This window comes from Kitasatospora sp. NPDC059803 (genome assembly GCF_042732255.1).
In the GTDB taxonomy this organism is placed as follows: Bacteria; Actinomycetota; Actinomycetes; order Streptomycetales; family Streptomycetaceae; genus Kitasatospora.
Genome location: NZ_JBHWIJ010000029.1, coordinates 1 through 22885, shown reverse-complemented (window position 1 = coordinate 22885; position 22885 = coordinate 1). Strand labels below are relative to the sequence as shown.

General features: G+C 70.6%; 22 protein-coding genes. 11 read left to right on the top strand and 11 right to left on the bottom strand.

The features are described from left to right. Window positions 1-2: 2 nt before the first annotated feature. From ACFV6I_RS07575 to ACFV6I_RS07565, 3 genes are read right to left on the bottom strand one after another with little or no spacing between them, the layout of a single operon-like run. Entirely contained in the window at window positions 3-260 is a 258-nt protein-coding gene (locus tag ACFV6I_RS07575) for a hypothetical protein (RefSeq protein WP_063348203.1), read from the bottom strand. Window positions 261-317: 57 nt separating this feature from the next. Continuing rightward, window positions 318-2792 carry an HAD-IC family P-type ATPase gene (locus tag ACFV6I_RS07570; RefSeq protein ID WP_380423873.1) on the bottom strand — a complete coding sequence of 825 codons (2475 nt, stop codon included), beginning with the start codon at window positions 2790-2792 and terminating at the stop codon, window positions 318-320. Window positions 2793-2844: 52 nt separating this feature from the next. After that, window positions 2845-3147: a DUF2530 domain-containing protein gene (locus ACFV6I_RS07565; RefSeq protein WP_063348201.1), complete on the bottom strand. Its 303-nt coding sequence runs from the start codon at window positions 3145-3147 to the stop codon at window positions 2845-2847. Between the two features lie 162 nt (window positions 3148-3309). Between ACFV6I_RS07565 and ACFV6I_RS07560 the strand changes: the two genes are divergently transcribed. The 5 genes from ACFV6I_RS07560 to ACFV6I_RS07540 all read left to right on the top strand — a co-directional run bounded on the left by ACFV6I_RS07560 (window position 3310) and on the right by ACFV6I_RS07540 (window position 8434). Further along, entirely contained in the window at window positions 3310-4770 is a 1461-nt protein-coding gene (locus ACFV6I_RS07560; RefSeq protein WP_063348200.1) for an NCS2 family permease, read from the top strand. 237 nt (window positions 4771-5007) lie between these two features. Beyond that, complete coding sequence (locus ACFV6I_RS07555; RefSeq protein WP_380423879.1) at window positions 5008-6687, top strand: recombinase family protein; 1680 nt, start codon at window positions 5008-5010, stop codon at window positions 6685-6687. Window positions 6688-7083: 396 nt separating this feature from the next. After that, complete coding sequence (locus tag ACFV6I_RS07550) at window positions 7084-7320, top strand: hypothetical protein (RefSeq protein ID WP_380423872.1); 237 nt, start codon at window positions 7084-7086, stop codon at window positions 7318-7320. Window position 7321: 1 nt separating this feature from the next. Continuing rightward, on the top strand, window positions 7322-7822 hold the full coding sequence (locus tag ACFV6I_RS07545) for a hypothetical protein (protein ID WP_380423871.1): 501 nt from the start codon (window positions 7322-7324) through the stop codon (window positions 7820-7822). Between the two features lie 117 nt (window positions 7823-7939). Further along, window positions 7940-8434: a phage terminase small subunit P27 family gene (locus tag ACFV6I_RS07540; RefSeq protein WP_380423870.1), complete on the top strand. Its 495-nt coding sequence runs from the start codon at window positions 7940-7942 to the stop codon at window positions 8432-8434. A gap of 144 nt (window positions 8435-8578) precedes the next feature. On the opposite strand, the gene ACFV6I_RS07535 is transcribed toward ACFV6I_RS07540, so the two are convergent. The 3 genes from ACFV6I_RS07535 to ACFV6I_RS07525 all read right to left on the bottom strand — a co-directional run bounded on the left by ACFV6I_RS07535 (window position 8579) and on the right by ACFV6I_RS07525 (window position 11055). Continuing rightward, the gene (locus tag ACFV6I_RS07535) at window positions 8579-9823 is read right to left on the bottom strand and encodes a tetratricopeptide repeat protein (RefSeq protein ID WP_380423869.1); all 1245 of its coding nucleotides are present in this window, start codon (window positions 9821-9823) and stop codon (window positions 8579-8581) included. 35 nt (window positions 9824-9858) lie between these two features. Further along, a complete protein-coding gene (locus ACFV6I_RS07530) occupies window positions 9859-10785 on the bottom strand; it encodes a hypothetical protein (RefSeq protein ID WP_380423868.1) in 927 nt (308 codons plus the stop codon). A 114-nt stretch (window positions 10786-10899) separates the two neighbouring features. Continuing rightward, on the bottom strand, window positions 10900-11055 hold the full coding sequence (locus ACFV6I_RS07525; RefSeq protein ID WP_380423867.1) for a hypothetical protein: 156 nt from the start codon (window positions 11053-11055) through the stop codon (window positions 10900-10902). A gap of 246 nt (window positions 11056-11301) precedes the next feature. Here ACFV6I_RS07525 and ACFV6I_RS07520 point away from each other — a divergent pair, with 246 nt between their 5' ends. Beyond that, complete coding sequence (locus ACFV6I_RS07520) at window positions 11302-12657, top strand: tetratricopeptide repeat protein (protein WP_380423866.1); 1356 nt, start codon at window positions 11302-11304, stop codon at window positions 12655-12657. Between the two features lie 22 nt (window positions 12658-12679). On the opposite strand, the gene ACFV6I_RS07515 is transcribed toward ACFV6I_RS07520, so the two are convergent. Next, on the bottom strand, window positions 12680-12973 hold the full coding sequence (locus tag ACFV6I_RS07515; protein ID WP_380423865.1) for a winged helix-turn-helix domain-containing protein: 294 nt from the start codon (window positions 12971-12973) through the stop codon (window positions 12680-12682). Window positions 12974-13812: 839 nt separating this feature from the next. Then, on the bottom strand, window positions 13813-14268 hold the full coding sequence (locus tag ACFV6I_RS07510) for a VOC family protein (protein ID WP_380423864.1): 456 nt from the start codon (window positions 14266-14268) through the stop codon (window positions 13813-13815). A gap of 129 nt (window positions 14269-14397) precedes the next feature. Between ACFV6I_RS07510 and ACFV6I_RS07505 the strand changes: the two genes are divergently transcribed. Both ACFV6I_RS07505 and ACFV6I_RS07500 read left to right on the top strand, forming a co-directional pair. Further along, the gene (locus tag ACFV6I_RS07505; RefSeq protein ID WP_063348198.1) at window positions 14398-15321 is read left to right on the top strand and encodes a DUF4231 domain-containing protein; all 924 of its coding nucleotides are present in this window, start codon (window positions 14398-14400) and stop codon (window positions 15319-15321) included. 260 nt (window positions 15322-15581) lie between these two features. Next, on the top strand, window positions 15582-17294 hold the full coding sequence (locus ACFV6I_RS07500; RefSeq protein WP_380341695.1) for a hydrogenase maturation protein: 1713 nt from the start codon (window positions 15582-15584) through the stop codon (window positions 17292-17294). 224 nt (window positions 17295-17518) lie between these two features. On the opposite strand, the gene ACFV6I_RS07495 is transcribed toward ACFV6I_RS07500, so the two are convergent. Beyond that, window positions 17519-18334 carry an MHYT domain-containing protein gene (locus tag ACFV6I_RS07495; protein WP_063348196.1) on the bottom strand — a complete coding sequence of 272 codons (816 nt, stop codon included), beginning with the start codon at window positions 18332-18334 and terminating at the stop codon, window positions 17519-17521. Between the two features lie 323 nt (window positions 18335-18657). After that, window positions 18658-19089, bottom strand: coding sequence for a VOC family protein (locus ACFV6I_RS07490; RefSeq protein ID WP_380341698.1), 432 nt, complete (start codon window positions 19087-19089; stop codon window positions 18658-18660). Between the two features lie 151 nt (window positions 19090-19240). Here ACFV6I_RS07490 and ACFV6I_RS07485 point away from each other — a divergent pair, with 151 nt between their 5' ends. Both ACFV6I_RS07485 and ACFV6I_RS07480 read left to right on the top strand, forming a co-directional pair. Beyond that, entirely contained in the window at window positions 19241-19675 is a 435-nt protein-coding gene (locus ACFV6I_RS07485) for a MarR family winged helix-turn-helix transcriptional regulator (RefSeq protein ID WP_063348195.1), read from the top strand. Between the two features lie 237 nt (window positions 19676-19912). Further along, a complete protein-coding gene (locus ACFV6I_RS07480; protein WP_380341712.1) occupies window positions 19913-21322 on the top strand; it encodes an MFS transporter in 1410 nt (469 codons plus the stop codon). An 81-nt stretch (window positions 21323-21403) separates the two neighbouring features. Here the strand turns inward: ACFV6I_RS07480 and ACFV6I_RS07475 are convergent, their stop codons facing one another. Then, on the bottom strand, window positions 21404-21922 hold the full coding sequence (locus tag ACFV6I_RS07475; RefSeq protein WP_208869080.1) for a GNAT family N-acetyltransferase: 519 nt from the start codon (window positions 21920-21922) through the stop codon (window positions 21404-21406). Window positions 21923-21967: 45 nt separating this feature from the next. Here ACFV6I_RS07475 and thpR point away from each other — a divergent pair, with 45 nt between their 5' ends. After that, window positions 21968-22555 (top strand): RNA 2',3'-cyclic phosphodiesterase, encoded by a 588-nt coding sequence (gene thpR / locus ACFV6I_RS07470; RefSeq protein WP_363378227.1) that lies wholly within the window; start codon window positions 21968-21970, stop codon window positions 22553-22555. The last annotated feature ends 330 nt before the right edge of the window (window positions 22556-22885 follow it).

Here is a 22885-nt window from a genome sequence, read left to right as displayed (position 1 = left end):
GCTCAGCGGGCCCGCCCACGGCGCTTGAGCCGCAGGTAGACGACGGTGGTGGTGGCCAGCCAGACGGCCGCCACCAGGGCCTTCACGGCCGTCGGCACCCACGGCAGCGCCGGGGCGGTCACCTCGCCGGCGTTCGTCAGCCAGCGGCCGCCGACCAGGACCAGGACCGTCAGTCCGGCCGCCAGCAGGCCGGCCAGGAAGGCGGTGAACGCCTCCACCTGCCCGGTCTCGCGCTCGGTTTCCCCACCCGTGTGGGCCATGTCGGCACCCCCTTCCGCGATCGATCATCCAGGCTGCGGGCCGGGGGTGCCAGGGCCTCACTCCATCCCGCGGCGCTTCATGAAGCGCCAGGCGATCTCCAGGGCCAGGCCGCAGACCACCGCGATACCGACGCCGACCAGGGGGTCGCGGGTGCCCACCAGCGAGAGCTGGAAGAACTCCGCCAGCCAGGGCACCAGCAGGACCAGGGCGAAGGCGCCGCCCATGGTGCCGATCAGCAGCAGGCGCCACCAGTTGTAGGGGCGGGCGACGATGGCGAGCACCCAGATGGCGATCAGGAAGAGCGTCAGGGTGGCAACGCTGGTGTCGGCCTTGAGGTCGGTCGCGTGGTCGGAGCGGGCCAGCGCGTAGGCGACGAAGGTGCCGGTGCCGGCGATGACGCCGCCCGGCACGGCGAGCCGCAGGACGCGCTTCACGAAGCCGGTGCGGGCCCGCTCGTTGTTGGGGGCGAGGGCGAGGAAGAAGGCCGGGATGCCGATGGTGAGGGTGGAGAGCACGGTGGAGTGCCGGGGCAGGAACGGGTACGGCGAGTGGGTGAAGATCACCAGCAGGGCCAGCAGGACCGAGTAGACCGTCTTCACCAGGAACAGGCCCGCGACCCGCTCGATGTTGCCGATCACCCGGCGGCCCTCGGCGACCACCGAGGGCAGGGTGGCGAAGGAGTCGTTGAGCAGCACGATCTGGGCGACCGCCTTGGTGGCGTCGCTGCCGGTGCCCATCGCCACGCCGATGTCGGCGTCCTTGAGCGCGAGCACGTCGTTGACGCCGTCTCCGGTCATCGCCACGGTGTGTCCGCGGGACTGCAGGGCGGCGACCAGCTGGCGCTTCTGCTGCGGGGTGACCCGGCCGAAGACGGTGGTCCGTTCGGCCGTGTCGGCGAGGGCGTCCGGTTCGGCGGGCAGCGTCCGGGCGTCCAGCGGGTGGTCGGCGCCGGGCAGACCGAGATGGCTGGCGACCGCGCCGACCGAGACCGCGGCGTCGCCGGAGATGACCTTGGCCTGCACCTGCTGGCCCTCGAAGTAGCGCAGGGTGGCGGCGGCGTCGTGGCGCAGCCGCTGCTGAAGTACCACCAGGGCGAGCGGGGCGAGCCCGTCGGCCGGGTCGGGGGAGTCCAGCGGGGTGGGGGTGCGGCCGAGCAGCAGCACCCGCAGGCCCTTGGCGCCCAGCTCGTCGACCTCGGTGAGCGCCGGGTGCCCGGCGGGCAGCAGCACGTCGGGGGCGCCGAGCAGCCAGCTGGCCTCGCCGCCCTGCGGCTCCAGCAGCTGCACGCCGCTCCACTTGCGGGCGGAGGAGAACGGCATCGCCTCGATCACCCGCCAGCCGTCGGCGGCCGGGGAGCCGCCGGCCCCCGGGGCGCCGCCGTCGCCGCGCCCGTAGGCGTCGATGACCGCCTGCATGGAGGGGTTGGGGCGGGCGTCGGCGCCGGCCATCACGCCGAGCGCGTGCTTGATGGTGTCCGGGTCGGGGGCGCCGGGCTCGCCGTCGGAGAGGACCCGCAGGTCGACGACGTCCATGCCGCCCTCGGTGAGGGTGCCGGTCTTGTCCAGGCAGACGGTGTCGACCCGGGCCAGGCCCTCGATCGCCGGGAGCTCCTGGACCAGGCACTGCTTGCGGCCCAGCCGGATCACGCCGATCGCGAAGGCGACCGAGGTCAGCAGGACCAGTCCCTCGGGGACCATCGGTACGATCCCGGCCACCATCCGGCGCACGGCCTCGCGCCAGTCGCGGCCCTCGACGGCCAGCTGGCTGATGATCAGGCCGATGGCGGTGGGGATCAGCAGGTAGGTGATGAAGCGCAGGATGCTGTTGATGCCGCTGCGCAGCTCCGACTTCACCAGGGTGAACCGGCTGGCCTCCTCGGCGAGCTGCGCCGCGTACGCCTCGCGGCCGACCCTGGTGGCGGTGAACGCGCCCGCGCCGGCCACCACGAAGCTGCCGGACATGACCTGGTCGCCGGGCTGTTTGAGGACGGGGTCGGGCTCGCCGGTGAGCAGCGACTCGTCGATCTCCAGGCCGTCCGCCTCGGTGACCTCGCCGTCGACGATCACCTTGTCGCCGATGCCGAGCAGCACCGTGTCGTCGAGCACGATCTCGGCGACGGAGATCTGTTCGACGGTGCCGTCCCGGCGGACCTCGGGGCGGGCTTCGCCGATCAGGGCCAGGCTGTCCAGGGTCTTCTTGGCGCGCAGCTCCTGGATGATGCCGATCGCCGTGTTGGCGACGATGACCAGGCCGAACAGGCCGTCCTGGAGCGGGCCGACGATCAGGATGATCCCGAACATCACGCCGATGATCGCGTTGAAGCGGGTGAAGACGTTGGCCCGGACGATCTCCTTGGCGGAGCGGCTGGACCGTACGGGGACGTCGTTGACCTGTCCGCGCGCGACGCGTTCGGCCACCTCGGCGGAGGTCAGCCCGCCGCGTCGGCCGGGCAGCAGCCCGAGGGGGTGCGCACCGTCGGGGCGGTCGGCGTCGCCGGGCTGCTCTTCCGCGGGGTGGGCAGGCTGCGTCATGGCACCGACTCTACGGGTGCCTTATGTCCGGTGCGTGCTACTAAAGGACTATTCAGTCCGACTGGGTGGCCGGGTCCTGGCCGTCGTCTCCGGCCGCCCGGTTCGCGGCCTCGGCGGCGCGGTCGCGGGCGATGGCGTCCCGTCGGGCGCGGCAGTACCAGAGGCCGATCAGGCCGAGCAGGCCGCCGGAGAGGCAGATCCACGGCCAGGTGCCGTGGCCGTGGTCGGAGAGGGTGCCCTGGAAGGGGAGCAGGGCCAGGAAGGCGACGAACCACAGCACCGTGCCGCCGCCGACGATGGCGACGTCGTTGGCCTCCAGCGGAGGGGGCGAGGGGTGCAGCGGCGTCTTGGGCATGGGGCCTAGCGTACGGTGCGGCGGCAGGCCCGCAGGGGCCCTCTGGTTTCTACGCGCGAAGATAGCGCGTGTGCGATCGGGAAACCATACTGAAAGTTCCCCGCCCGGCCACCGTCGCCCCGGGCGTCCCCCCTCCTCAGCTCCCCCACAGAGGACGCACGCATGCCTGTGGTCCAGCCGACCACCGAGTCGCCCGAACCCGCCTCCAGCGCCCCCAAGCCCCCCGCCGGCGCCCTGGACCGCTACTTCCGGATCAGCGAGCGCGGCTCCACCCTGCCGCGCGAGATCCGCGGCGGCGTCGCCACCTTCTTCACCATGGCGTACATCCTGGTGCTCAACCCGATCATCCTGGGCAGCGCCACGGACATGACCGGGGCCCACCTGGACAGCGCCCAGCTGGTCACCGCCACCGCCCTCACCGCAGGTCTCACCACCCTGCTGATGGGCGTGATCGGCAACGTCCCGATCGGCCTGGCCGCCGGCCTCGGCGTCAACACCATCGTGGCGCTCCAGCTCGCCCCCAAGATGACCTGGCCGGACGCCATGGGCATGGTCGTGCTGGCCGGCTTCGCGATCATGCTGCTGGTCGCCACCGGCCTGCGCGAGCGGGTCATGAACGCCGTGCCGCTCGGGCTGCGCAAGGCCATCGCGATCGGTATCGGCCTGTTCATCGCCCTCGTCGGCCTGGTCGACTCCGGCTTCGTCAGTCGCATGCCGGACGCCGCGCACACCACCGTCCCGCTGCAGCTCGGCGGCAGCGGGCACCTGCTCGGCTGGCCGGTGCTGATCTTCGTGTTCGGCCTGCTGCTCACCCTCGTCCTGCTGATCCGCAAGGTGCCCGGCGCCATCCTGATCAGCATCGTGGTCAGCACCGCGCTCGCCGTGGTGATCGACAAGCTCGTCGACGTCCCGGCGCTCAAGTGGGGCCTGACCGTCCCGGCCTGGCCGGGCAACCCGGTCGCCGCCCCGGACTTCGGCCTGGTCGGCAAGGTCAGCCTGTTCGGCGGCTTCGAGAAGGTCGGCGTGCTGACCGGCGTGCTGTTCGTCTTCACCGTGCTGATGTCCTGCTTCTTCGACGCGATGGGCACCATCCTCGGCGTCGCCGACGAGGCCCACCTGCTCGACGAGAACGGCGACCTGCCCGGCATCAACAAGATCCTGATGGTCGACGGCATCGCCACCGCGGCCGGCGGCGCCACCTCCGCCTCCGCGAACACCTGCTTCGTGGAGTCCACCGCCGGTGTCGGCGAGGGCGCCCGGACCGGCTTCGCCTCGATCGTCACCGGCCTGCTCTTCGTGGTCGCGCTCTTCCTCACGCCGCTCGCCACCATGGTCCCGGCCCAGGCCGCGACCCCGGCCCTGGTCACCGTCGGCTTCCTGATCCTGGCGGGCTCGATCAAGGAGATCGACTGGTCGGACCACACCATCGCGATCCCGGCCTTCCTGACGATCGTGATGATGCCGTTCACCTACAGCATCACCAACGGCATCGGCTTCGGCTTCATCGCCTTCTGCGTCCTGCGCCTGGCCGCCGGGCGCGGGCGCAGCGTGCCCGTCCCGCTGTACGCGGTGGCGTCGGTGTTCGCCTTCTACTACCTGATGCCGGCCCTCGGCCTGCTCTGACGCCGTACCGCTCCACCGGCGGCCCCGTCCTGTCCCCCTCCGGGGAAGGGCGGGGCCGCCGTCGTTCCCGGGGGCGCCGCCCCAGGGCCGGCGGTCAGTGGACGCAGAACTCATTGCCCTCGGGGTCTCCCAACACACAGAACTGGATGTTCTGGAGTGTGAGAGATGGCAGCCGCATCTGTTCTGGTCAGGGGCTCGGAAGCTGGTCAGGGGCAAGGCGCGCTCCCCAAGTGGGACATGGAAGATGCTCGCAACCCACTGTCCGGCACTGTGTTCACCGAGACGCTTCGGGGCGTCCGGTGCATCCGGCTGTCCGTCCTCACGGACGAGACCACCAGCCCCGAGCGCCAGCGGGAAGCGTGCGACCACGTAGCCGGAGAACTGCGGGTCACGTTCGGCGAGGGTGACGCGCTGCGCGAAGCGGTGGATCTTGACGTCAGCGCGTCCAAGACGTCCCCGTGGGAGCGCCCACAGCTTGTTCGCTGGCTGAACAACCCGGATGCCTACGACGCGCTGTGCTTTTGGCGGTTCGATCGCGCTATCCGGTCCATGGGGCACATGTACGCGCTCGCCAACTGGGCGCGCGAGCACCGGAAGGTGCTCATCTTCGCCGAGGGGCTGGGCGGGGGTCGGCAGGTGTTCGACTTCCGCAACCCCATGGACCCCATGGCAGAACTCCAACTGTTCATGCTGGCTTTCGCCGCACAGTTCGAGTCGCAGTCCATCAGCGACCGCGTGAGCGGCGCGCAGGCCGCCATGCGCAAGATGCCGCTTCGCTGGCGCGGCGGGGGTCGTCCGCCGTACGGCTACATGCCCGCCCCGATGCCCGAGGAGTTCGGCGGCAAGGGCTGGACCATGGTGCCCGATCCGGACGCCGTGGCGGTCATTGAGCGCATCGTCCGTGAGCTGCTGGAGGGAGCCACGGTGTCCGCCATCGCTGCGGATCTCAACGCCGATGGTGTGCTCAGCCCGCGCGACTACTGGGCCGACAAGATGGGCCGCGAGCGGGGCGGCAAGACCGGCGGGACCAAGGGTCAGCACGTCGTGCGGGAGACGTTCCAGTGGACCCCCGCTGTCATCACCCGGATGCTCCGCAATGAGGTCTTGTTGGGCTGGAAGATGCACAACGGCGTGCCCGTGCGCGACGACCAAGGGAACCCGGTCATGTGCAGCGAGACGCCGATTCTCGCCCGCGAGGAGTTCGACCAGATCGGCGCCGTTCTGGACGAACGCAGCATCAACAATGGCGAGCGGTCCGACACGGAAGCGCTGTTGCTGCGCGTCATCCACTGCGATTCGTGCGGCGGGCGCATGTACCTCAACAGGCAGGAGAGCAAGAAGAATCAGGCGCCTGTATACAAGTGCAATTACCACGCCCGGGGAGACAAGTGCGAAGCGCCCGCGAACGTCAGGGGGGACTGGGCGGACGAGTACGTGATGGCCGAGTTCCTGCGCCTGGTCGGCGGTATCCAGACCCGAACGACCAGGGTCGTCCCTGGGTACGATCCCGAGCCGGAGTTGAACGCCACCGTGGCCGAGTTCACCGCGCATCTGGAAATCCAGGGACAGCAGAAGTCCAGGCATGCCGCGCAGGAGTGGCAGCGGCGACACGATGCGCTGGACAGCCGCATAGCCGACTTGGAGTCCCGGGAGAGGACCGAGCCACAGCGCATCACCACGGCAACCGGGCGCACCTTCGCCGACGACTGGCAGGCTGCCGACACGGCGAAGCGGCGCGGCATGCTCGTTGACGCCGGAGTCCGGCTGAACGTCCGCCGGGGCACCCGTGGCGGGTGGCGCAAGCTCGACACCCGGCGGGTGGACTTCACCATGAACGACGAACTCGACCCTGCCGCCGAGGAGCTTTTCGCATGGGATACCAGCACGGTTCCCGAGGTACTGCCCGCAGCCACGTAACGGCCCCATAGAGCCCCGAATAGCCCTGGCCGGCCCCCCATGGGTCGGCCGGGGCTCTCTCGTGCCCGCAGACGGGCACCTGTGGCCTCGGCTCCCGCCGGCCCCGGACCGGCCGACAGCGCAAGAGGGGTGATGGGTGGTGGTTCTTACCTATTTTTTTGATTGCATAGAAAAAACTAAGAAAAACAAGAAACAGGACCACTCTCGCCACCTCGCCACCGAGATCCGGAACCCGCCGCCCTTCACATGAGCGAGGGCAGAGCGGGCAAGGTCCGCTCCCCATACAACCCGGGAAAGGCCACAACCGCACGCCCCGTGAGGAGCCCGGCAAGGTCCGCTCCCCATAACCAGTAGAGGGCCGCAACAACCTGCGGCCCGTGAAGGACGGACAACATCGTGAGTGACACCCTGAACCGGGTTGGCTATCTGGACGGCTTCCGGGACAAGGATGCGGCCCGCGCTGCCGAGTGGCAGCGAGACGAGCGCATGGAGCAGCTGACCGCGCTGCGGGACTCGAACCCCGAGGCGTACGGCCGCATGGGCGCCACCGCCCACATCATGCTCGGCTACTACGAGAACGCAAAGAAGATTGCAGCCCAGCACGGGCGCGACACCACGAAGGGCGGCAACTGATATGAGCACCGAAATGGAGAGGGCCGCCGAGCGCGTCGCCAAGCTGCGCGCGCAGATCGATAAGGTCTCCGGCCCGCTGGCTAATGCTGAGGCACAGTTGCGCGCCGCCGAGGACGCCGAGAAGGCCCGTCGCGCGGAACGAGAGATCGAATACAGTCGAGAGTTCGCCAGCAACTGGCCAGAGCGGGCCAGCGAAGCAGCGAATTCCGGTGACGACGCCCGACAGCGATTCTATGACGCGCTGTCGGCTGAACCCTGGTTCGCGGCATATGTTGAGTACCGGGCCGCCCGGCACAAGCGTGCATACGTGCTGACCGAGGCGCAGCGGGCACAGCGGACTATCGGCGAATTTGTGACCGTGCCCGAGCAGCGATACTACGAGGCGCGAATCCTTGATGAAATCGTTGAACGTCTCGAAGTGGAGTCGGCACAGATCGCGGCCGATTTCAATCAGAGCCTTGTTGATCGGCGAGAGACGTACGTAGCTGCACAGAACGACTAGGCCACTCACCCAGGGGGGTACTCCCGATCCGGCCGGACATTGATCGGCAGGGAGAGAAAGAACCCTCGCCGGAGCTGTAGCCACTTTTGGAGACCCGGGCGAGTGAGAGAGGAGCCCATGGCCGACCGGTACCGACCCAAGCCAGCGGCAATACGGGCCCGCGAAGGGAACCCGTCCAAGTCCGAAATTAGAGAGGGGGTGATTGTTCCGCGCGCCGTGCTCGCCGAGCCCGATTGGCGGGAGGTATTCAAGGACTCGCCGGCCGCTGAGACCCAAGCAGCCAATATCCGCTGTCGAGAAATGGCCTCGGCCGAATGGCAGCGCGTTGTGCCGATTCTCGAAGTTGCTGCCGGGCTCGGTGAGGTGGACCACTCGACCGTCAAGGATCTTTGCGTCTGCGTGGCACGGATCGACCAGGCCGAGCGTGACCTGTCCGAACGCGGACTCATGGTCACTGCCGAGCGCGGCACCGTGAAGAACGGCGCCGCCACCATCGCGGCACAGTACCGCTCCCAACTCACACGCTATATCCGAGAGTTGGGCTTGTCGCCGAGCGCCCGCGTCGCCATTGCCCCGCCGGAGCCTGACGACGATTCCGATATCTGGGACTGATCATCCCGCCAAGTGATGACGGTGAGTCGGTGGCAGAAATTGCAGAGGCCCCGTCCTGTTCTCCCGCAGTGGAGGTCAGGGCGGGGCCTTTCTGCATTTGGCGAACCGCTTCGGCGTCGCCTCAAGCGGAGGCTCCAACCGTGCTCAGTTCGGCGCCGCCGGGAGGTGAGCGGCCGAACGCTTCGCCACGTCACGCGCACGGAATCCGAAGCTGATGAGGGTCACGCGTTCTCCGGCACCGAGGGGCGTCCTTCCGTGCGGGGTGATCGCCCCGTCGAACACGACGCATTCGCCCGCCGCCAGATCGCACGCACGGTAGCCGTCAGCGCCGATGAAGACGGTAGCGCTCACGGTCGGAGTTGCGGCGGAACGCTCGTGCTTGAGACACAGGATCAGGTTGGCCTCACCGAACCCGAACTCGTCAACGTGGAAGTCGAGGAACTGCCCCTCTTCCAGATAGGCGATATAGACACCGTTGTGCGGCTGCTCGACCTCCAAGCCAGTGGACTCCGTGACGACTGCGGCGAGATCGACTTGCCCGACGAAGCGGTTCGCTGCGTCGCCAACGGCCGCGTTCCACTTGCCGTTGTGAAGGTATCCGTTGGCGGTCAGGGCCTCCTCGGCCTCCTGTGCCATGGCGGAGATCAGCTCAGCCGGGAACGGCTGGTCGCGCAGGTGTCGCGGCTGCACCCGTTGATGAGCGGTCAGCGCGCGTACGGCGCCCCGGACGGCGGGGAAGTCCTCTGCCCACCGGTCCGGGGTCCGGGCCGTGGTGTTGGACTGGAGCCACGAAGTCCACTGACCGCTCCATTGGTCGGGCACGGCGGGTTCCACCCTCGGCGCGGCGGCTTGGTCGATCAGCAGTTCCACCCGCGAGAGCGCTGCCTGTGTGGACCCGATCAGCTCGGTGTCACCCTTGGCGATCCGCAGCCGCAGCGCTTCCCGGAGATGGGCCTCCGCGCCCGCGAGGTCACCACGCTCCATCAGGTGCTTACCGGTGTGCTGGAGCGCGAAGTCCACCAGTTCCGGCTGGTGGCTCCGCGCGGTGCCCAGGGCACTGCGGTAGAGCGCATCCGCTGCCCGCATGTCACCGGCGTAGCGGTGGGCGTCGCCGAGGTTGAGGCTGGTGGCGACGACCGCTCGGGCGTTGCCGCTCGCTGCGGCCAAGTCGAGCGACTGCCGCAGGAACGTCAGGGCCTCCTCGTAGCGGCCCAAGCACACCTGCCCGACGCCGATCCACCGAGTCAGGGCCCGGGTGCGAGCGGGGTCGGCCCCCTCGGGCAAAGCCCTTAAATCGTCCTGGAGTTGGCCAACCGCAGTGGTCAACTTGCCCCGGTCGATCGGGACCATTCGCAGGCCGGCGTCTTGTGTGATGAGGTGCTGGAGCACCGGACCCTCCTCGTTCGGTTCTGCTCAGGGTGGCACTACAGGTGGTCGGTCTGCTGGCGCAGATCGGCCAGCAGCTCCACCCCATGCGGGGTGAAGTGCTCACTCAGGAGTTCGAGTTCGCGCATGAGGTAGCGGACGGCGGGCAGGCCCTCGTCATAAGCAGCCTGGAAGCACGCGCGCTCGTTGGCGGTCAGGTCGTCGCGGTCCAGCTCGGTTCGGCGAAACCTCAGCAACTGGTTGTAGACACAGGTCGCGTGGAAGGCCCGGTCCACCTCCCAGAACTGGTTGCGCGCGACGCCTTGACTCGCTCGCCACTTGATCTCGATCTTCGGGGACTCCTTGGACGAGTACCCGTCGGCGAAGACCTGGTGCTGAAGGACGTGGAAGCTGATCGACTGGTGCGTCCCCTCGTGGAGCAGGTTCTCCGCCAGGAAGCGGGGGGACGGCTCCGGGCTGACCGTGTTCGGCGGGATGTGGTGCCGGGCCTTGTCGGAGAACAAGACGATGTACGGGAGCGCCGGGTCACTGGAGCTGGTCAGCGAAGAAGCGCGGACACCGGGCTTGAGCCCGACCCACAGCAACCCGCGCACGAACTCGCGCACTCGGGCGAATCCCTCGGGGTGGACCAGCGACAGGCAGTCCAGCGCCTCGGACAGCGCCTCGCGGCGGTCGTCGGTGTGCTCGGCGATCTCGTAGTTCGTCAGGTTGATCTCGTTCGCGATCTCGCCGGGAAGCTGGGCGTCGAACCAGTCGAAGGCCACTCCGGCCACGGTCACGTTCTCGCTGCGCAGGGAACGGGCGTGCTGTGCGTAGGGCGTGCCGGACTTGAGCAGGCGTTCCATGAGGGCGAACGGCAGAGCACTCTCGGCGCCCTCCTCGCGCAGGCGGAGAAGTTCCGGGTCCTTCCGGCTGAGGTCGAAGAAGGAGCCGACCGGGACGCTTGTGGCGATGGTGGTGTTCACTGCGGACTCTCCTTGCTTGGGACTGTGTGGCGACTCGTGCGGCGGGTCGGCCCGGTGGTCACCCGAGCCGACCCGCCATGCCGTCAACTAATCGGCATCAAACGAGAGTTGGCGTCAGACCTCGACGGCCACGGGCGCGAAGTCGCCGTCCGGGACCATGTGGTCCAGGCGCCGCGTCAGGGCCTCGACGCCCACGGGCGCGAAGTCGCCGTCCGGCACCGAGTGGTCCAGGCGCCGCGTCAGGTTGCTGACCTCGATGTTGGCGGGCATAGTCCTGCTCCTTCCATGGGAACTGCTGCGGATTGGTGCTCCTCCCCGAAGACCGGGGAGGAGCATGCGGACTGCTGGCGGGGTTCACCGCGTGGCTTGCGGCCGGTGTCGCCATTGCCGCGTCAGCCGGGCGGAAACCCCCTGGCCTTCCGGTGCAATCAGTGAACAGCCAGTCACGCTCCGGCGGTACGGTGTGAGGGCACCGATCCCGTTCAACCCGTTCAAGATCGCAATTAGGGGCGACAGTTGACGGACACTAAGGCACCAAACGAGGCACTGGCCCGTGCCATCGCCGAGGCCGGATGCACGTACCAGGCGCTGGCGACGACAGTGCGCGCGGTCGCTTCCGAGGCAGGAGAGCATCTGGCAACGGCGCCCTCGGCCGTCGCTCACTGGGTGGCCGGCGGTACCCCCACCGGGCGCACGCCGCAGTATCTTGCCGAGGCCCTTACTCGGAGGACGCGTCGCAAGGTGACCGTGGCGGAGATCGGATTAGGGTCGGAGGCGATCGGGGAGGTTATGAGCGCCGACCCGCTGGCCACCGCCGCCGACCTCGGGAGAGCCGTGATGCAGTCCCGCCGTGACTTCCTCGCCAGTGCGTTCGCCACCGCCGCCGTGGCGCTGCCCCTGACCTACGATCACCAAGCCGTCGCCGCCACCCTGCGAGCGGGAAAGACCGGCGGCCGAGTGGGCGTCGGCGAGGTGGCCACTGTCCGGCACATCACCAGCGTGTTCACCGCCGCTGACGAGCGTCTCGGCGGTGGGCACGGGCTGAGTGCCGTGACCACCTACCTGACCGACACGGTGGTGCCGATGCTCCAAGCCGTGTACCCCTCCGAGTGGGTTCGTCGGGACGCCTATGGCGTGGCGGCCGAACTGTCGTACCTCGCCGCGTGGAAGTACCACGACCTGGGCCGGGAAGGTGCCGCACAGCGGTACTACCTTCTCGGCTACCAACTCGCCTGCGAGAGCGACCCAACAGGACACGGAGCCTGGATGATGCGCGCTCTCGCCCATCAGGCCCTCAACCTCAAGCAGCCGGAATTCTGCGTCGAACTGGCGGAGGAGTCCCTACGGCGAGCGCGCGGCAAGGTGGACCCGCAGACTGAGGCCCTGCTGCTGATCACGAGCGCCAGGGCGTACGGGGCCGTGGGGAGTGGACGGAAGGCTGCAGCGGCGCTTCTCGCAGCCGAGGACGCCATGCTCGACACCGCGACGCCGCCCGCGTCCTTCACGGCGGCTACCGGGCCGGTGGCGGCAACCGTCGCCTCTCACACCGCGAAGACCCTGGCCGAGCTGAAAGACCACCAGGCGGCCGAACGCCACCATCGCGCAGCCCTCGCCGGGCGTGACCCCGAGGCGTTCCGGCGCATTCACGCCCTGACGCTCGGGAACCTGGCCCGTTCCGTTGCCGCCCAGCGCCGCCACGACGAAGCCGTGGGGATCTGGGGCCAGTCCCTGGATTTCATGGACGGAGTCGTCTCGGACCGGCACAAGAAGGACCTTCACAAAGTCCGTACCACAATGACGAGTTGGTCCCGGCGCGGAATCCCCGGCGCCGCAGACCTGGGGCAGCGCGCTGCCGAACTCGTCCGAGCCTGACCCGCAGCCATCCGGCCCCGCCTTACTGGTCAACTCCGGCGGACGGGGCCTGCTGGTCTCCGGCGGTCTGGCCGGTGCGGTCCGCCACGAACGTGCCGCGCTGCGGAAGGGTCCGGACCCACCCTTCTGAGCGCAGGTGCTCGACAGCATGGCGGGCAGTGTTCCGGGCAACGCCGTATGCCTGGATCAGCGTGCTCTCGGACGGCACTCGGGCCCCGACACGCAGTTCCCCGGACCGAATGGCCCGGATGATGTCCGCCGCAATCTGCTGATACGGGTGCGCTTCGGCGTCCGGGTCGATGGGGGTTACATCCATATCCAAAAGCGTAGGACTACCCAAACGACCTCGCGCGTTTCGCTACGAGCATGAACGTATCTAGACGTACCTATAGGAGTTGGGTACGGTCGAAATCCGCACCACCACCAAAGAGCCCCGGGACTGTGCGACCAGTCACCGGGGCCATTCGTCCGCACAGCTATTAGGGAGCTGCCGACGTGCGTCATCTTATCGTTTTGGCCCTACTCCGAGCCCTGGTTCTCATCCTTCCGGCTCACAGTCGGCGCCATGCCGCATCCGTTTCTGCCGCCACTCCGGCCCCGATGGCCGAGGTCCCTCGGGGTCACCTGCGGGGACCGTGGACCGAGCCGCAGGAGCTGTACGCGGGCACAGTGGTCCGCCCGTACATAGACCACGGCGCGTGGCTCGCCGAGCTGGACGAGATGCAGCGCGAGTACGACGAGAGGCAGCGCCAGCGTGAGCGGCGCGCGGCACTCCGTGCGGTGGTTCTGGGTCTCCCTGACCCCGGGTACACCTACCCCGGGGCGCACGCTCTCGCTGGTCGGGGGGCGTGATGGCTCGGGTGTTCATAAGGCCGCTTCCGGATGGCACCCGCAGGGGCAACACGCGGGGTCTACGGCAGTGCGAGCGGGACGGGTGGCAGATCCTCACCCCGGACCGCCACGAAGCCCGCTACGAGCCCCGTACGGTCAACGACTGCCGACCGTGGACAGACGGGGTTACCCGGTTCTGGTCGCGTGACTGCTGGGCAGTGCCGCACCACTCCGTTCGCTCCTCCGAGTGAGCCTCGCCAGACAGTAGAACGCCCCGTTCGGCCAAGTGCCGGGCGGGGCTCTGTTGTTGGTGCTGACCTGCGGCTATGCTGCACAGAACTGGTAGTCGCGTGTGTTGGGGTCTGCCATGAGCGTCCACGAGCCGCCGGGCTCCTCGACGTCGTTCAGCACGGTGGCGCCGAGCGCCTGGAGGCGGGCGACGGTGGACTCGCGCTCGCCCGGGCCCGGGTGCACGTCGAGGTGGAGGCGGTTCTTGCCGTGCTTCGGCTCGGGGACGGCCTGGAAGAGCAGGCGGCGGCCCAGGCCGGTGCCGGTGGCGGGGTCGTACGGGTCCTCGGGGTGGCGGACGGCGGCGAGGGTGCGCCAGGCGGGGTGGCCGTCGACCTCGGTGACGGCGTCCGGGGTGACGGCACCGGCGTCGAGCAGGCGGGTGATCAGGGCGCTGTGCTCCTCAAGGGCGTGGTCGAGGGCGGCGGCCCAGAAGGCGGCCAGGCGGTTCGGGTCGGCGCAGTCGATGACGAGCTTCCAGTGCAGCGGCATGCAACCGGTTGTACCGGTTGCGAGGGCGGTTCGGCGATCACCGCCGGGAAAAATGTCAAAAAGGGGCCTGTGTAGCGAAGTTGACGGAGGGAATACTGCCTGGACGGACACGGGGAGGGGGCTCGACCGATGGTGCAACAGGATCCGCCCGGGGGAGACGAGGCGAAGCTGCTGCCGGAGCTGTTCTGGACGGCGGACAAGGCCTCGCTGGACGGCCAGCGCGAGACGCTGCGCTGGTACCGCGGACTGATCGCCATGCTGGTGATCGCCGCCGTGATCGGCTCGTTCCCCGGGCCGAAGGACCGCGGCTCCTTCGACAGCGTGCCGCTGTACTCGGTGGGCGCCTTCCTGATCGCCGGCTACTTCTGGTCCCGGCTGCGCCGCAGCAACCCGCAGGGGCGCTGGTACGAGGCCCGGGCGGCGGCCGAGTCGGTCAAGACGCTGGCCTGGAAGTACACCGTCCGGGCCCGGCCGTTCGACGGCGAGGCGGAGTCCGCGGACGTGGACCGCGGCTACCTGCTCCAGGTCGAGGACGTGCTGCGGGCCTTCGAGGACCCGGAGATCGTGCCGCCCGGCACCGTCCCCGAGATCACCCCGGAGATGCGGCGGATGCGGGCCGGCAGCCTGACCACCCGCCGCATGCTCTACCTGCGCACCCGGGTCGAGGGCCAGCGCACCTGGTACCGCGCCCGGGCCGAGGCGTGCGAGACACAGGCGGTGTCCTGGGGGCTCGGCATCGCGGCGCTGATCATCATCGGCGCGGCGGCGGCCGTCGCCCAGGCCACCGGCGCCCTCCAGGTGCACGTCTTCGGCGCCAGCTCGGCCGCGGCCGCCGCCGTCATCGCCTGGACCCAGCTCAAGCAGCTGCGCCCGCTGGCCGCCGCCTACCAGCTGGCCGCGCGCGAACTGGAGAACGTCGGCAACCAGCTCTCCGACCTCGACCTCAAGACGCCGGACGCCGAGGCGCGCTGGGCCCGGATGGCCGCCGAGGCGGAGGACGCGGTGTCCCGCGAGCACACCACCTGGCGGGCCCGCCGGGCGTTTCCGCGGTAGCGGCCGGGGTCGTCGACGCCGGGGAGCGGCCGGGGCCGTCAATGCCGGGGAGCGGCCGGGCCTGTCGATGCCGGCGGGCGGTCGCTGCCGTCAACTCCGGGGAGGGGCTGGGGAGATCCGGCGAAGCGGACGCCACGCCGGGCGCACAGGTGTGCGGAGTGCGTGAGGGTCGGGCGGGAAGGCGTAGAACGTAATCATTACGTGTCCATGCCCTGGTTTCATCGCCTGCGCGCGACCCCAGTCCCTGTCCGGAGGCCCTCTTGCGCATTCTCCTGATCGCCAGCGCGTTCAACAGCCTGACCCAGCGCGTCCACGCCGAGCTGCGCGGGCGCGGCCACCAGGTCGCCGTCCAACTCGCCCTCGGCGACGAGGCGATGAGGACGGCGGTGGACCGTACCGACCCCGAGCTGATCATCTGTCCGATGCTCACCAAGGCCGTCCCGCAGGACATCTGGTCCACCCGGACCGTCCTGATCGTGCACCCCGGGCCCCAGGGCGACCGCGGCCCCTCCTCGCTCGACTGGGCGATCACCGAGGGGGCGGACCGCTGGGGCGTGACCGTCCTCCAGGCCGTCGAGGAGATGGACGCCGGCGACATCTGGGCGTCCGTCGAGTTCCCCGTCACCGACTGCGGCAAGAGCGAGCTGTACCGGGGCGAGGTCGCCGACGCGGCCGTCGAGGCCGTCCTGCTCGCCGTCCAGCGCTTCGAGGGCGGGCTGTTCACCCCCGAACCGCTCGACTACGACCGGCCGGACGTCCATGGCAGGCTGCGGCCCCTCCTGCGGCAGGACGCGCGCCGGATCGACTGGGCCGCCGACGACACCGCCACCGTGCTGCGCAAGCTCCGCGCCGCCGACTCCCAACCCGGCGTGCTCGACGAGCTGTTCGGGCGCGAGTACTTCCTGCACGGCGGCCACCCCGAGGACGAGCTGCGCGGCCCGGTGCCCGGCGCCGTGCTCGCCACCCGCGACGGCGCGATCTGCCGCGCCACCGTGGACGGCGCGGTCTGGATCCCCCAGCTGCGCCCGCGCCGCACCCCGGGCGGGCCCGCCACGTTCAAGCAGCCGGCCGCGACGGTGCTCGCCGGTCTGCTGCACCGGGTCCGCGAAGTCCCGGTGACGCCGACCTCGGCGGCCCGCCGGGACACCTGGTCGGAGCTGCGCTACCGGGAGGAGGGCGACGTCGGCTACCTCGAATTCGCCTACGCGGGCGGGGCGATGAGCACCGGGCAGTGCCGCCGGCTGCTCGCCGCCTACCGCGAGGCCGCCGACCGGCCCACCTCGGTGCTGGTGCTCGGGGCGCCCCGGGACTTCTACTCCAACGGGATCCACCTCAACGTCATCGAGGGCGCGGCCTTCCCCGCGCTGGAGTCCTGGGAGAACATCAACGCGATGGACGACCTGGTCCACGCGGTCCTCACCACGACCGACAAGCTCACCGTCGCCGCCCTGGCCGGGAACGCGGCGGCCGGCGGCCTGATGGCGGCCCTCGCCGCTGACGAGGTGTGGTGCAGGGAGTCGGCGGTGCTCAACCCGCACTACCGGCTGATGGGCCTCTACGGCTCCGAGTACTGGACGTACACCCTGCCGCGCCGGGTCGGCGATGAGCAGGCCGCGCGGCTGACCACCGAGGCGCTGCCGGTCGGCGCCGAACACGCCCGCCGGATCGGCCTGGTGGACCGCACCTGCGGCGGGGACGCGGCCGCCTTCCGGCGCTGGGTGGTCCGGGAGGCCGCCGCGCTCGGCGCCTCGCCCGAACTCACCGGGCGGCTGGTCGACAAGAAGCGCCGCCGGTCCGTCGACGAGGAGGCGAAGCCGCTGGCCGAGTACCGGGCGGAGGAACTGCGGCGGATGCACGCCAACTTCTACCGGGCGGGCGAGCCGTACCACGTGCTGCGGCGGGACTTCGTGCACAAGGTCTGCCCGGTGGCCACGCCCGCGCACCTGACCGGGCTGCTGGGGCGGCCGGAGTGAGCGGGCGGCGTCGGCCGGAGTGAGCCGAGGGGGGGGGCGGGGCGGGGGGGCTCCCGGGGGGGCGCGCCGGGGCGTGGGGGGGGCTCGGGGTTGGGGGGGGTGGCCCGGGGGGGGGGCGGGGGGGGGGGGCGCCCCGGCCGCCCCCCCCGGGGGGCTTGGGGGGGACTGGGAGACGGGGGGCTTCGGGGGCTTCAGGGGCTTCGGGGCCTTGGGGCCCGCCCGGCTCAGCGCCTGGTGCCGGCCTCGTCCCGCTGCCGCCGCTGGCGCGGGACCAGCGGGACCAGCGGCGCCGCCGGGCCGAGCAGGAGCGGCTGCGTGGTGCTGCGGCTCGGCGAGACCGCGAAGGCCAGCGAGCCGAAGAAGACGTAGCAGCCGAGCCCGACCCCGAGCGGGAAGATGAACTGCAGCGCCATCACGCCGCCCTGGGTGGAGTGCGAGTAGTCGAGCCGCACCGAGAGCGCCGCCATGCCGGTGTAGTGCATCGCGCACACCGCCACGCCCATGACCGGCGCGGCCGCCAGGACGGCGAGCGTGCCGCGGATGTTCAGGGTGGCCCAGAGCGCGGCGGTGGCCGCGAACACGGCGATGGCGACGGACAGCCAGACCGTGAGCCGGTCGTAGTCGAGGTGGCCGGGCAGGACCATCGCGGCCATCCCGAGGTAGTGCATCGCCGCGACCCCGAGGCCGGTGGTCAGCCCGCCGGCCAGCAGGGACAGGACGGGGCGGCGGCTGTACCCGACGGTGAACAGGCCGATGCCGACGACGGCGATGGCGACCAGCAGGCTGAGCACGGTCAGCCCGGGCCGGTAGCTGATCTCGACCCCGGTGACGGAGAAGCCGAGCATCGCGATGAAGTGCATGGACCAGATCCCGGCGCCGAGCGAGGTCGAGGCGAAGAGCAGCCAGACCACCCTGGTCCGGCCCTGCGAGACGAGTGCCCAGCGGGCGCTGCGCAGGGCGACGAAGGCGCCGAGGCAGGCGACGAAGTACGAGACCGCCGGTGTCACCCAGCCGTGGTCGGCATGATGGATCTCACCCAAGAGAGCTCCCAGGACGGATGCGGGGGAGGAAGGGCGCCAGGCCTCGGGCGGACACGGATGGTCGGGAAGGAACGCGGCAACGGGCGCGGGAACGGCGCCGCCGAAGGGAGACCTGGCGTGTGGTGCCCCTGACAACGGGGGACAGTAGCCACTACCGGACGGTCGCACAAGGTTCGCGCTTTTCGTGAAGTCCCAGGTCAGGATGGACCTTTACGCGGCCTGCATGATCTTGGCACCAACTCCTGACACCGCCTGCGCACGGCACCCGGTCGGTTCGTCCGTTACTCCGGGTTCGTCACCTCGGGCTCGTCACTCCGGGTTCGTCACTCCAGCGGGGCTAGCCCGAACGGGTGGCCGGCCGGGTCGATCAGCACCTTGAGCGTCCGGCCGTGCTGGTACGTCGGCTCGGTCGCGCCGAGTGCGAGCGCCTTCGCGATGGCCTCGTCCAGGTCGTCCACGTAGAAGTCCAGGTGGAAGTGCTTGCCGCCGTCCGGCTCCGTCCACGGCTCCGGCCGGTAGCCCGAGACCCGGCCGAAGCCCAGCGGGCTGCCGCCCTCCGGGTTGTCCAGGATCGCGAACTGCTCGTCCAGGTGGCGGCTCTCCCAGCCCAGCAGCTCGCCGTAGAACCCGGCCAGCGCGATCGGGTCGGCGCAGTCGATGGTGACCATGGCGAGGCGGGCGAAGCCGGTGTCGCCCGGCGCGGCGGCGAGGCCGGAGGGGAGGCCGGAGGCGGGGTCGGCGGCGAGGTCGGACATGTCTGGTCGGCCCTTCCAGTCGAGATCATTCGAGACCCAGCACCAGCATCGCACCGGGCCGATCTTCCGGCGCGCGGTGAACGGACGGGGCCGGCGAGGTGGAATGGGAACGCATTTTCCTTAGCGAGAGTAATGACGTAAGCTAAAGAACATGCCCGAGATGTCCGAGCAGGACCTCGCAGCGATCAATCAGCTGCGATCGTCCACGATGCGCCTCTCCCGTCGACTCAAACACCAGCGGGTCGAGGAGTCGCTGAGCCCCACCGAGATGGGGGTGCTCGGCACCCTCGCCAGATGCGGAAAGGCGACACCGGGTGAGCTCGCCCGGAAGGAGCACGTGCAGCCGCCCTCCATGACCAGGATCGTCGCGATGCTGGAGGAGAAGGGGCTGGTGCGGCGCGAGCCGCACCCCGAGGACCGCCGCCAGGTGGTCGTCAGCAGCACCGAGCAGGCCGAGGCGATCCTCGCCGAGAGCCGCCGGCGCCGCAACGTCTGGCTCGCCGAGCTCGCCGAGGGGCTCGACGAGGAGGAATGGGCCGTCCTCCGGGAGGCCGCGCCCGTGCTCTACAAGCTCGCACACCTCTAGGCACGCCGACCCCGGCCCGCCGGCCGGGAGAAGAAGGAGTACCGCATCACCGCAGCACCGACCACAGAAACCAGGAGCGCGACGGCCGCAGTTCGGGCCGTCGCGCCCCGACGGGACACCACCCTGAAAACCCCCCCCGCCACCACCCCCCCCCCCAACCCCCACGACCACCACACCACCGACCCCACCGCGGCAGGCGCCGCGGCCGCCGACCTCCAGGCACCCGCCCCCACGGGGCTGCCCGGCAGCGGCGACGACGACCCCGACGAACGCACCGCGGCGGACGACCCCGCCGCTCCCGGACGCACCCACGCGTCCACGTCTCCCACAGGTGCCCGCTTCACGAGGCCCGGGGGGATGTTCTCCTCCCTGCGCGTTCGCAACTACCGCTACTACTTCGCCGGCCAGGTGGTGTCCAACACCGGCACCTGGATGCAGCGGATCGCCCAGGACTGGCTGGTCCTCAGCCTCACCGGCAGCCCCCTCGCGGTCGGCATCACCACCGCCATGCAGTTCCTGCCGATGCTGCTGCTCGGCCTGTTCGGCGGCGTGCTCGCCGACCGGATGCCCAAGCGCCGGCTGCTGATCTACACCCAGGGCGCCATGGGCCTGCTGGCCGCTGGCCTGGCCGTCCTGACCATCGGCGGCGTCGTGACGCCGTACTACGTGTACGCCTTCGCGCTGCTGCTCGGCCTGGTCACCGTGGTCGACAACCCGACCCGGCAGGCCTTCGTGTCCGAGATGGTCGGGCCCAAGGACCTCGCCAACGCGGTCAGCCTGAACGCCGCCAACTTCCAGACCGCCCGGCTGGTCGGCCCCGCCGTCGCGGGCCTGCTGATCGCCGTGGTCGGCAGCGGCTGGGCGTTCGCCGTCAACGCGCTGTCCTTCGCCGCCGTGATCGGCGGGCTGCTCGCCATGCGGGAGAGCGAACTGCGCCCGACCGAGCCGATCGCCCGCGAGAAGGGCCAGCTGCGGGAGGGCCTGCGCTACGTCAAGGAGCGGCCCGAGCTGCTCTGGCCGATGGTCCTGGCCGGGTTCATCGGCACCTTCGGCTTCAACTTCCCGACGCTGCTCTCCGGCTTCGCCTACGACACCTTCAAGGTCGGCGCCGGGCAGTACGGCCTGCTGAACACCGCGATGGCGGTCGGCTCGCTGGCCGGCGCGCTGCTCGCGGCCCGCCGGGGCGTGCCCAGGCTGCGCCGGCTGGTGGTGGCGGCGCTGGCCTTCGGCTCGCTGGAGGTGGTGGCCGCGTTCGCACCCGACTACTGGACCTTCGCGGTGCTGCTGACGCTGATCGGGGTGTTCGGACTCAGCTTCAACACCTCCGTCAACTCCATGCTGCAGTTGGCCACCGACCCCGCGATGCGCGGTCGCGTGATGGGCCTGCTGGTGCTGGTCTTCACCGGCGGCACGCCGATCGGCGCCCCGATCGTCGGCTGGGTGACCGCCTCGTACGGGCCCCGGCTCGGCCTGCTGGCCTGCGGACTGGTGTCCGCGCTGGCGGCCGGTGTGGTGGGCCTGGTGCTGGCCCGCAGCGCGGACCTGCGGGTGCGGTTCGACCTGCACCCCGGCCGTGGCGGCCGGGTGGTGGCCTTCGTGCCGCGGACCATCACCGCCGCCAAGTCGGAGCTGGCGCCCGCCTGCTGACGAAGCGCCATGCCCCGGGGTGGTGGTCCGCCCCGGGGCTTCGGTGCAGGGTCGGGGGTCCTTCGGTGCAGGGCCGAAGGGTCAGAGCCGGATCGCGAGGACCTGGCCGGGCCAGATGCCGTTCGGCTGCTCGGCCTCGAAGGACTCGGTCTCGGTGAACCCGAGCGCCCGGTACTGGCCGACCAGCCTGCGGTCGGCGCCCGCGTAGCAGTCCACCCGCAGCAGGCCGAGGCTGCGCCGGCGGGTCTCCTCGACCGCGTCGGCGATCAGCGCGGTGCCGATCCCCGAGCCCTTGCGGCTGCGGTCGGTGACCAGGATGCGGACGTACAGCTCGGGCTCGTCCACTGCGGGGATGTACTTCCCCCGCTGCTCGGACAGCACGCAGCAGCCGATGGTGCGGCCCTCGTCGTCCTCGGCGAGGCGGATCAGGAACGGTTCGGTGGCGTACTCGGAGACCTGCTCGACCCGGGCCGGGATGGTGCTGAAGGGCTGGTCGCCCCACTGGCCGGTGCGGCCCTGGCCGGCCAGCCAGCCCACGGCGCTGTCGAGCAGGGCGAGGATGTCGGGAATGTCGTCCGGTCCCCCGGTGCGGATCTTCATAGGAAACGTTCTAGCCCAAACCGCCTCGCGCGGGAAGATGTCTCCATGAGGCTCTTCGTGGCGGTCCTGCCGCCGGTCAACGTGCTGCAGGGGCTGTCGGACGCGGTGGCGCCGGTGCGCGGGCTGCCCGGGGCGGACCGGCTGCGCTGGACCACCGTCGAGGGCTGGCACCTGACCCTGGCCTTCCTCGGCGAGGTGCCGGCCGAGGAACTGCCGGAGCTGGAGGCGGGCCTGGCCGCCGTCGCCGAGGTGCACCCGGTGCACCGGCTGCGGCTGTCCGGCGCCGGCCGGTTCGGCGACCGGGTGCTCTGGGTCGGGGTGGAGGGGCAGACCTGGGCGCTGCGCCGGCTCGCCGAGGCCGTGTCCGAGGCCACCGCCGCGGTGACCGGGGAGGTCGACGCCTTCGCCTTCCACCCGCACCTCACGCTCGCCCGGGCCGGCTCCTCGCGCGGCCACCGGCGGGCCGTCCAGCGGCTCGCGGCGGCGGAGCTGGACACCCTGGCGGCCGCGCTGGCCGACTACCGGGGGCCCGAGTGGGAGGCCGCCGAGCTGCACCTGATGCAGAGCGACCTGGACGGCGGCTTCGCCCACTACTCGTCGCTGCGCGCCTGGCCGCTCGCCGACTGGAGCTGAGCCGGGGCGCGGTCGGGCCCGGGGTGGCGGTTTGGGTCCGGGTGGTCGTTTCGGCCGGGGTGGCCGTTGGGCCTGGGGTGGCCGTTGGGCCCGGGGCTCCGGTCCGTCGGCGGGTGGGCCGGAGGTACGCTCGTTGACCGTGGATCCCAAGACTCGTATGCGTATCGTGACCGGCACCCTGGTGCTGCTGCTGGTCGTCGTGCTGATCAGCTCGATGGTCGGCGGGTAGGCCCGGCCGGCGGGCCCGCCTACCCGGCCCGGCTGGTCGGCCCGGTTGGTCGGCCCGGCTGGTCGGCCCCGCCGCAACGGCTGAGGGCCACCGCCCGGAGG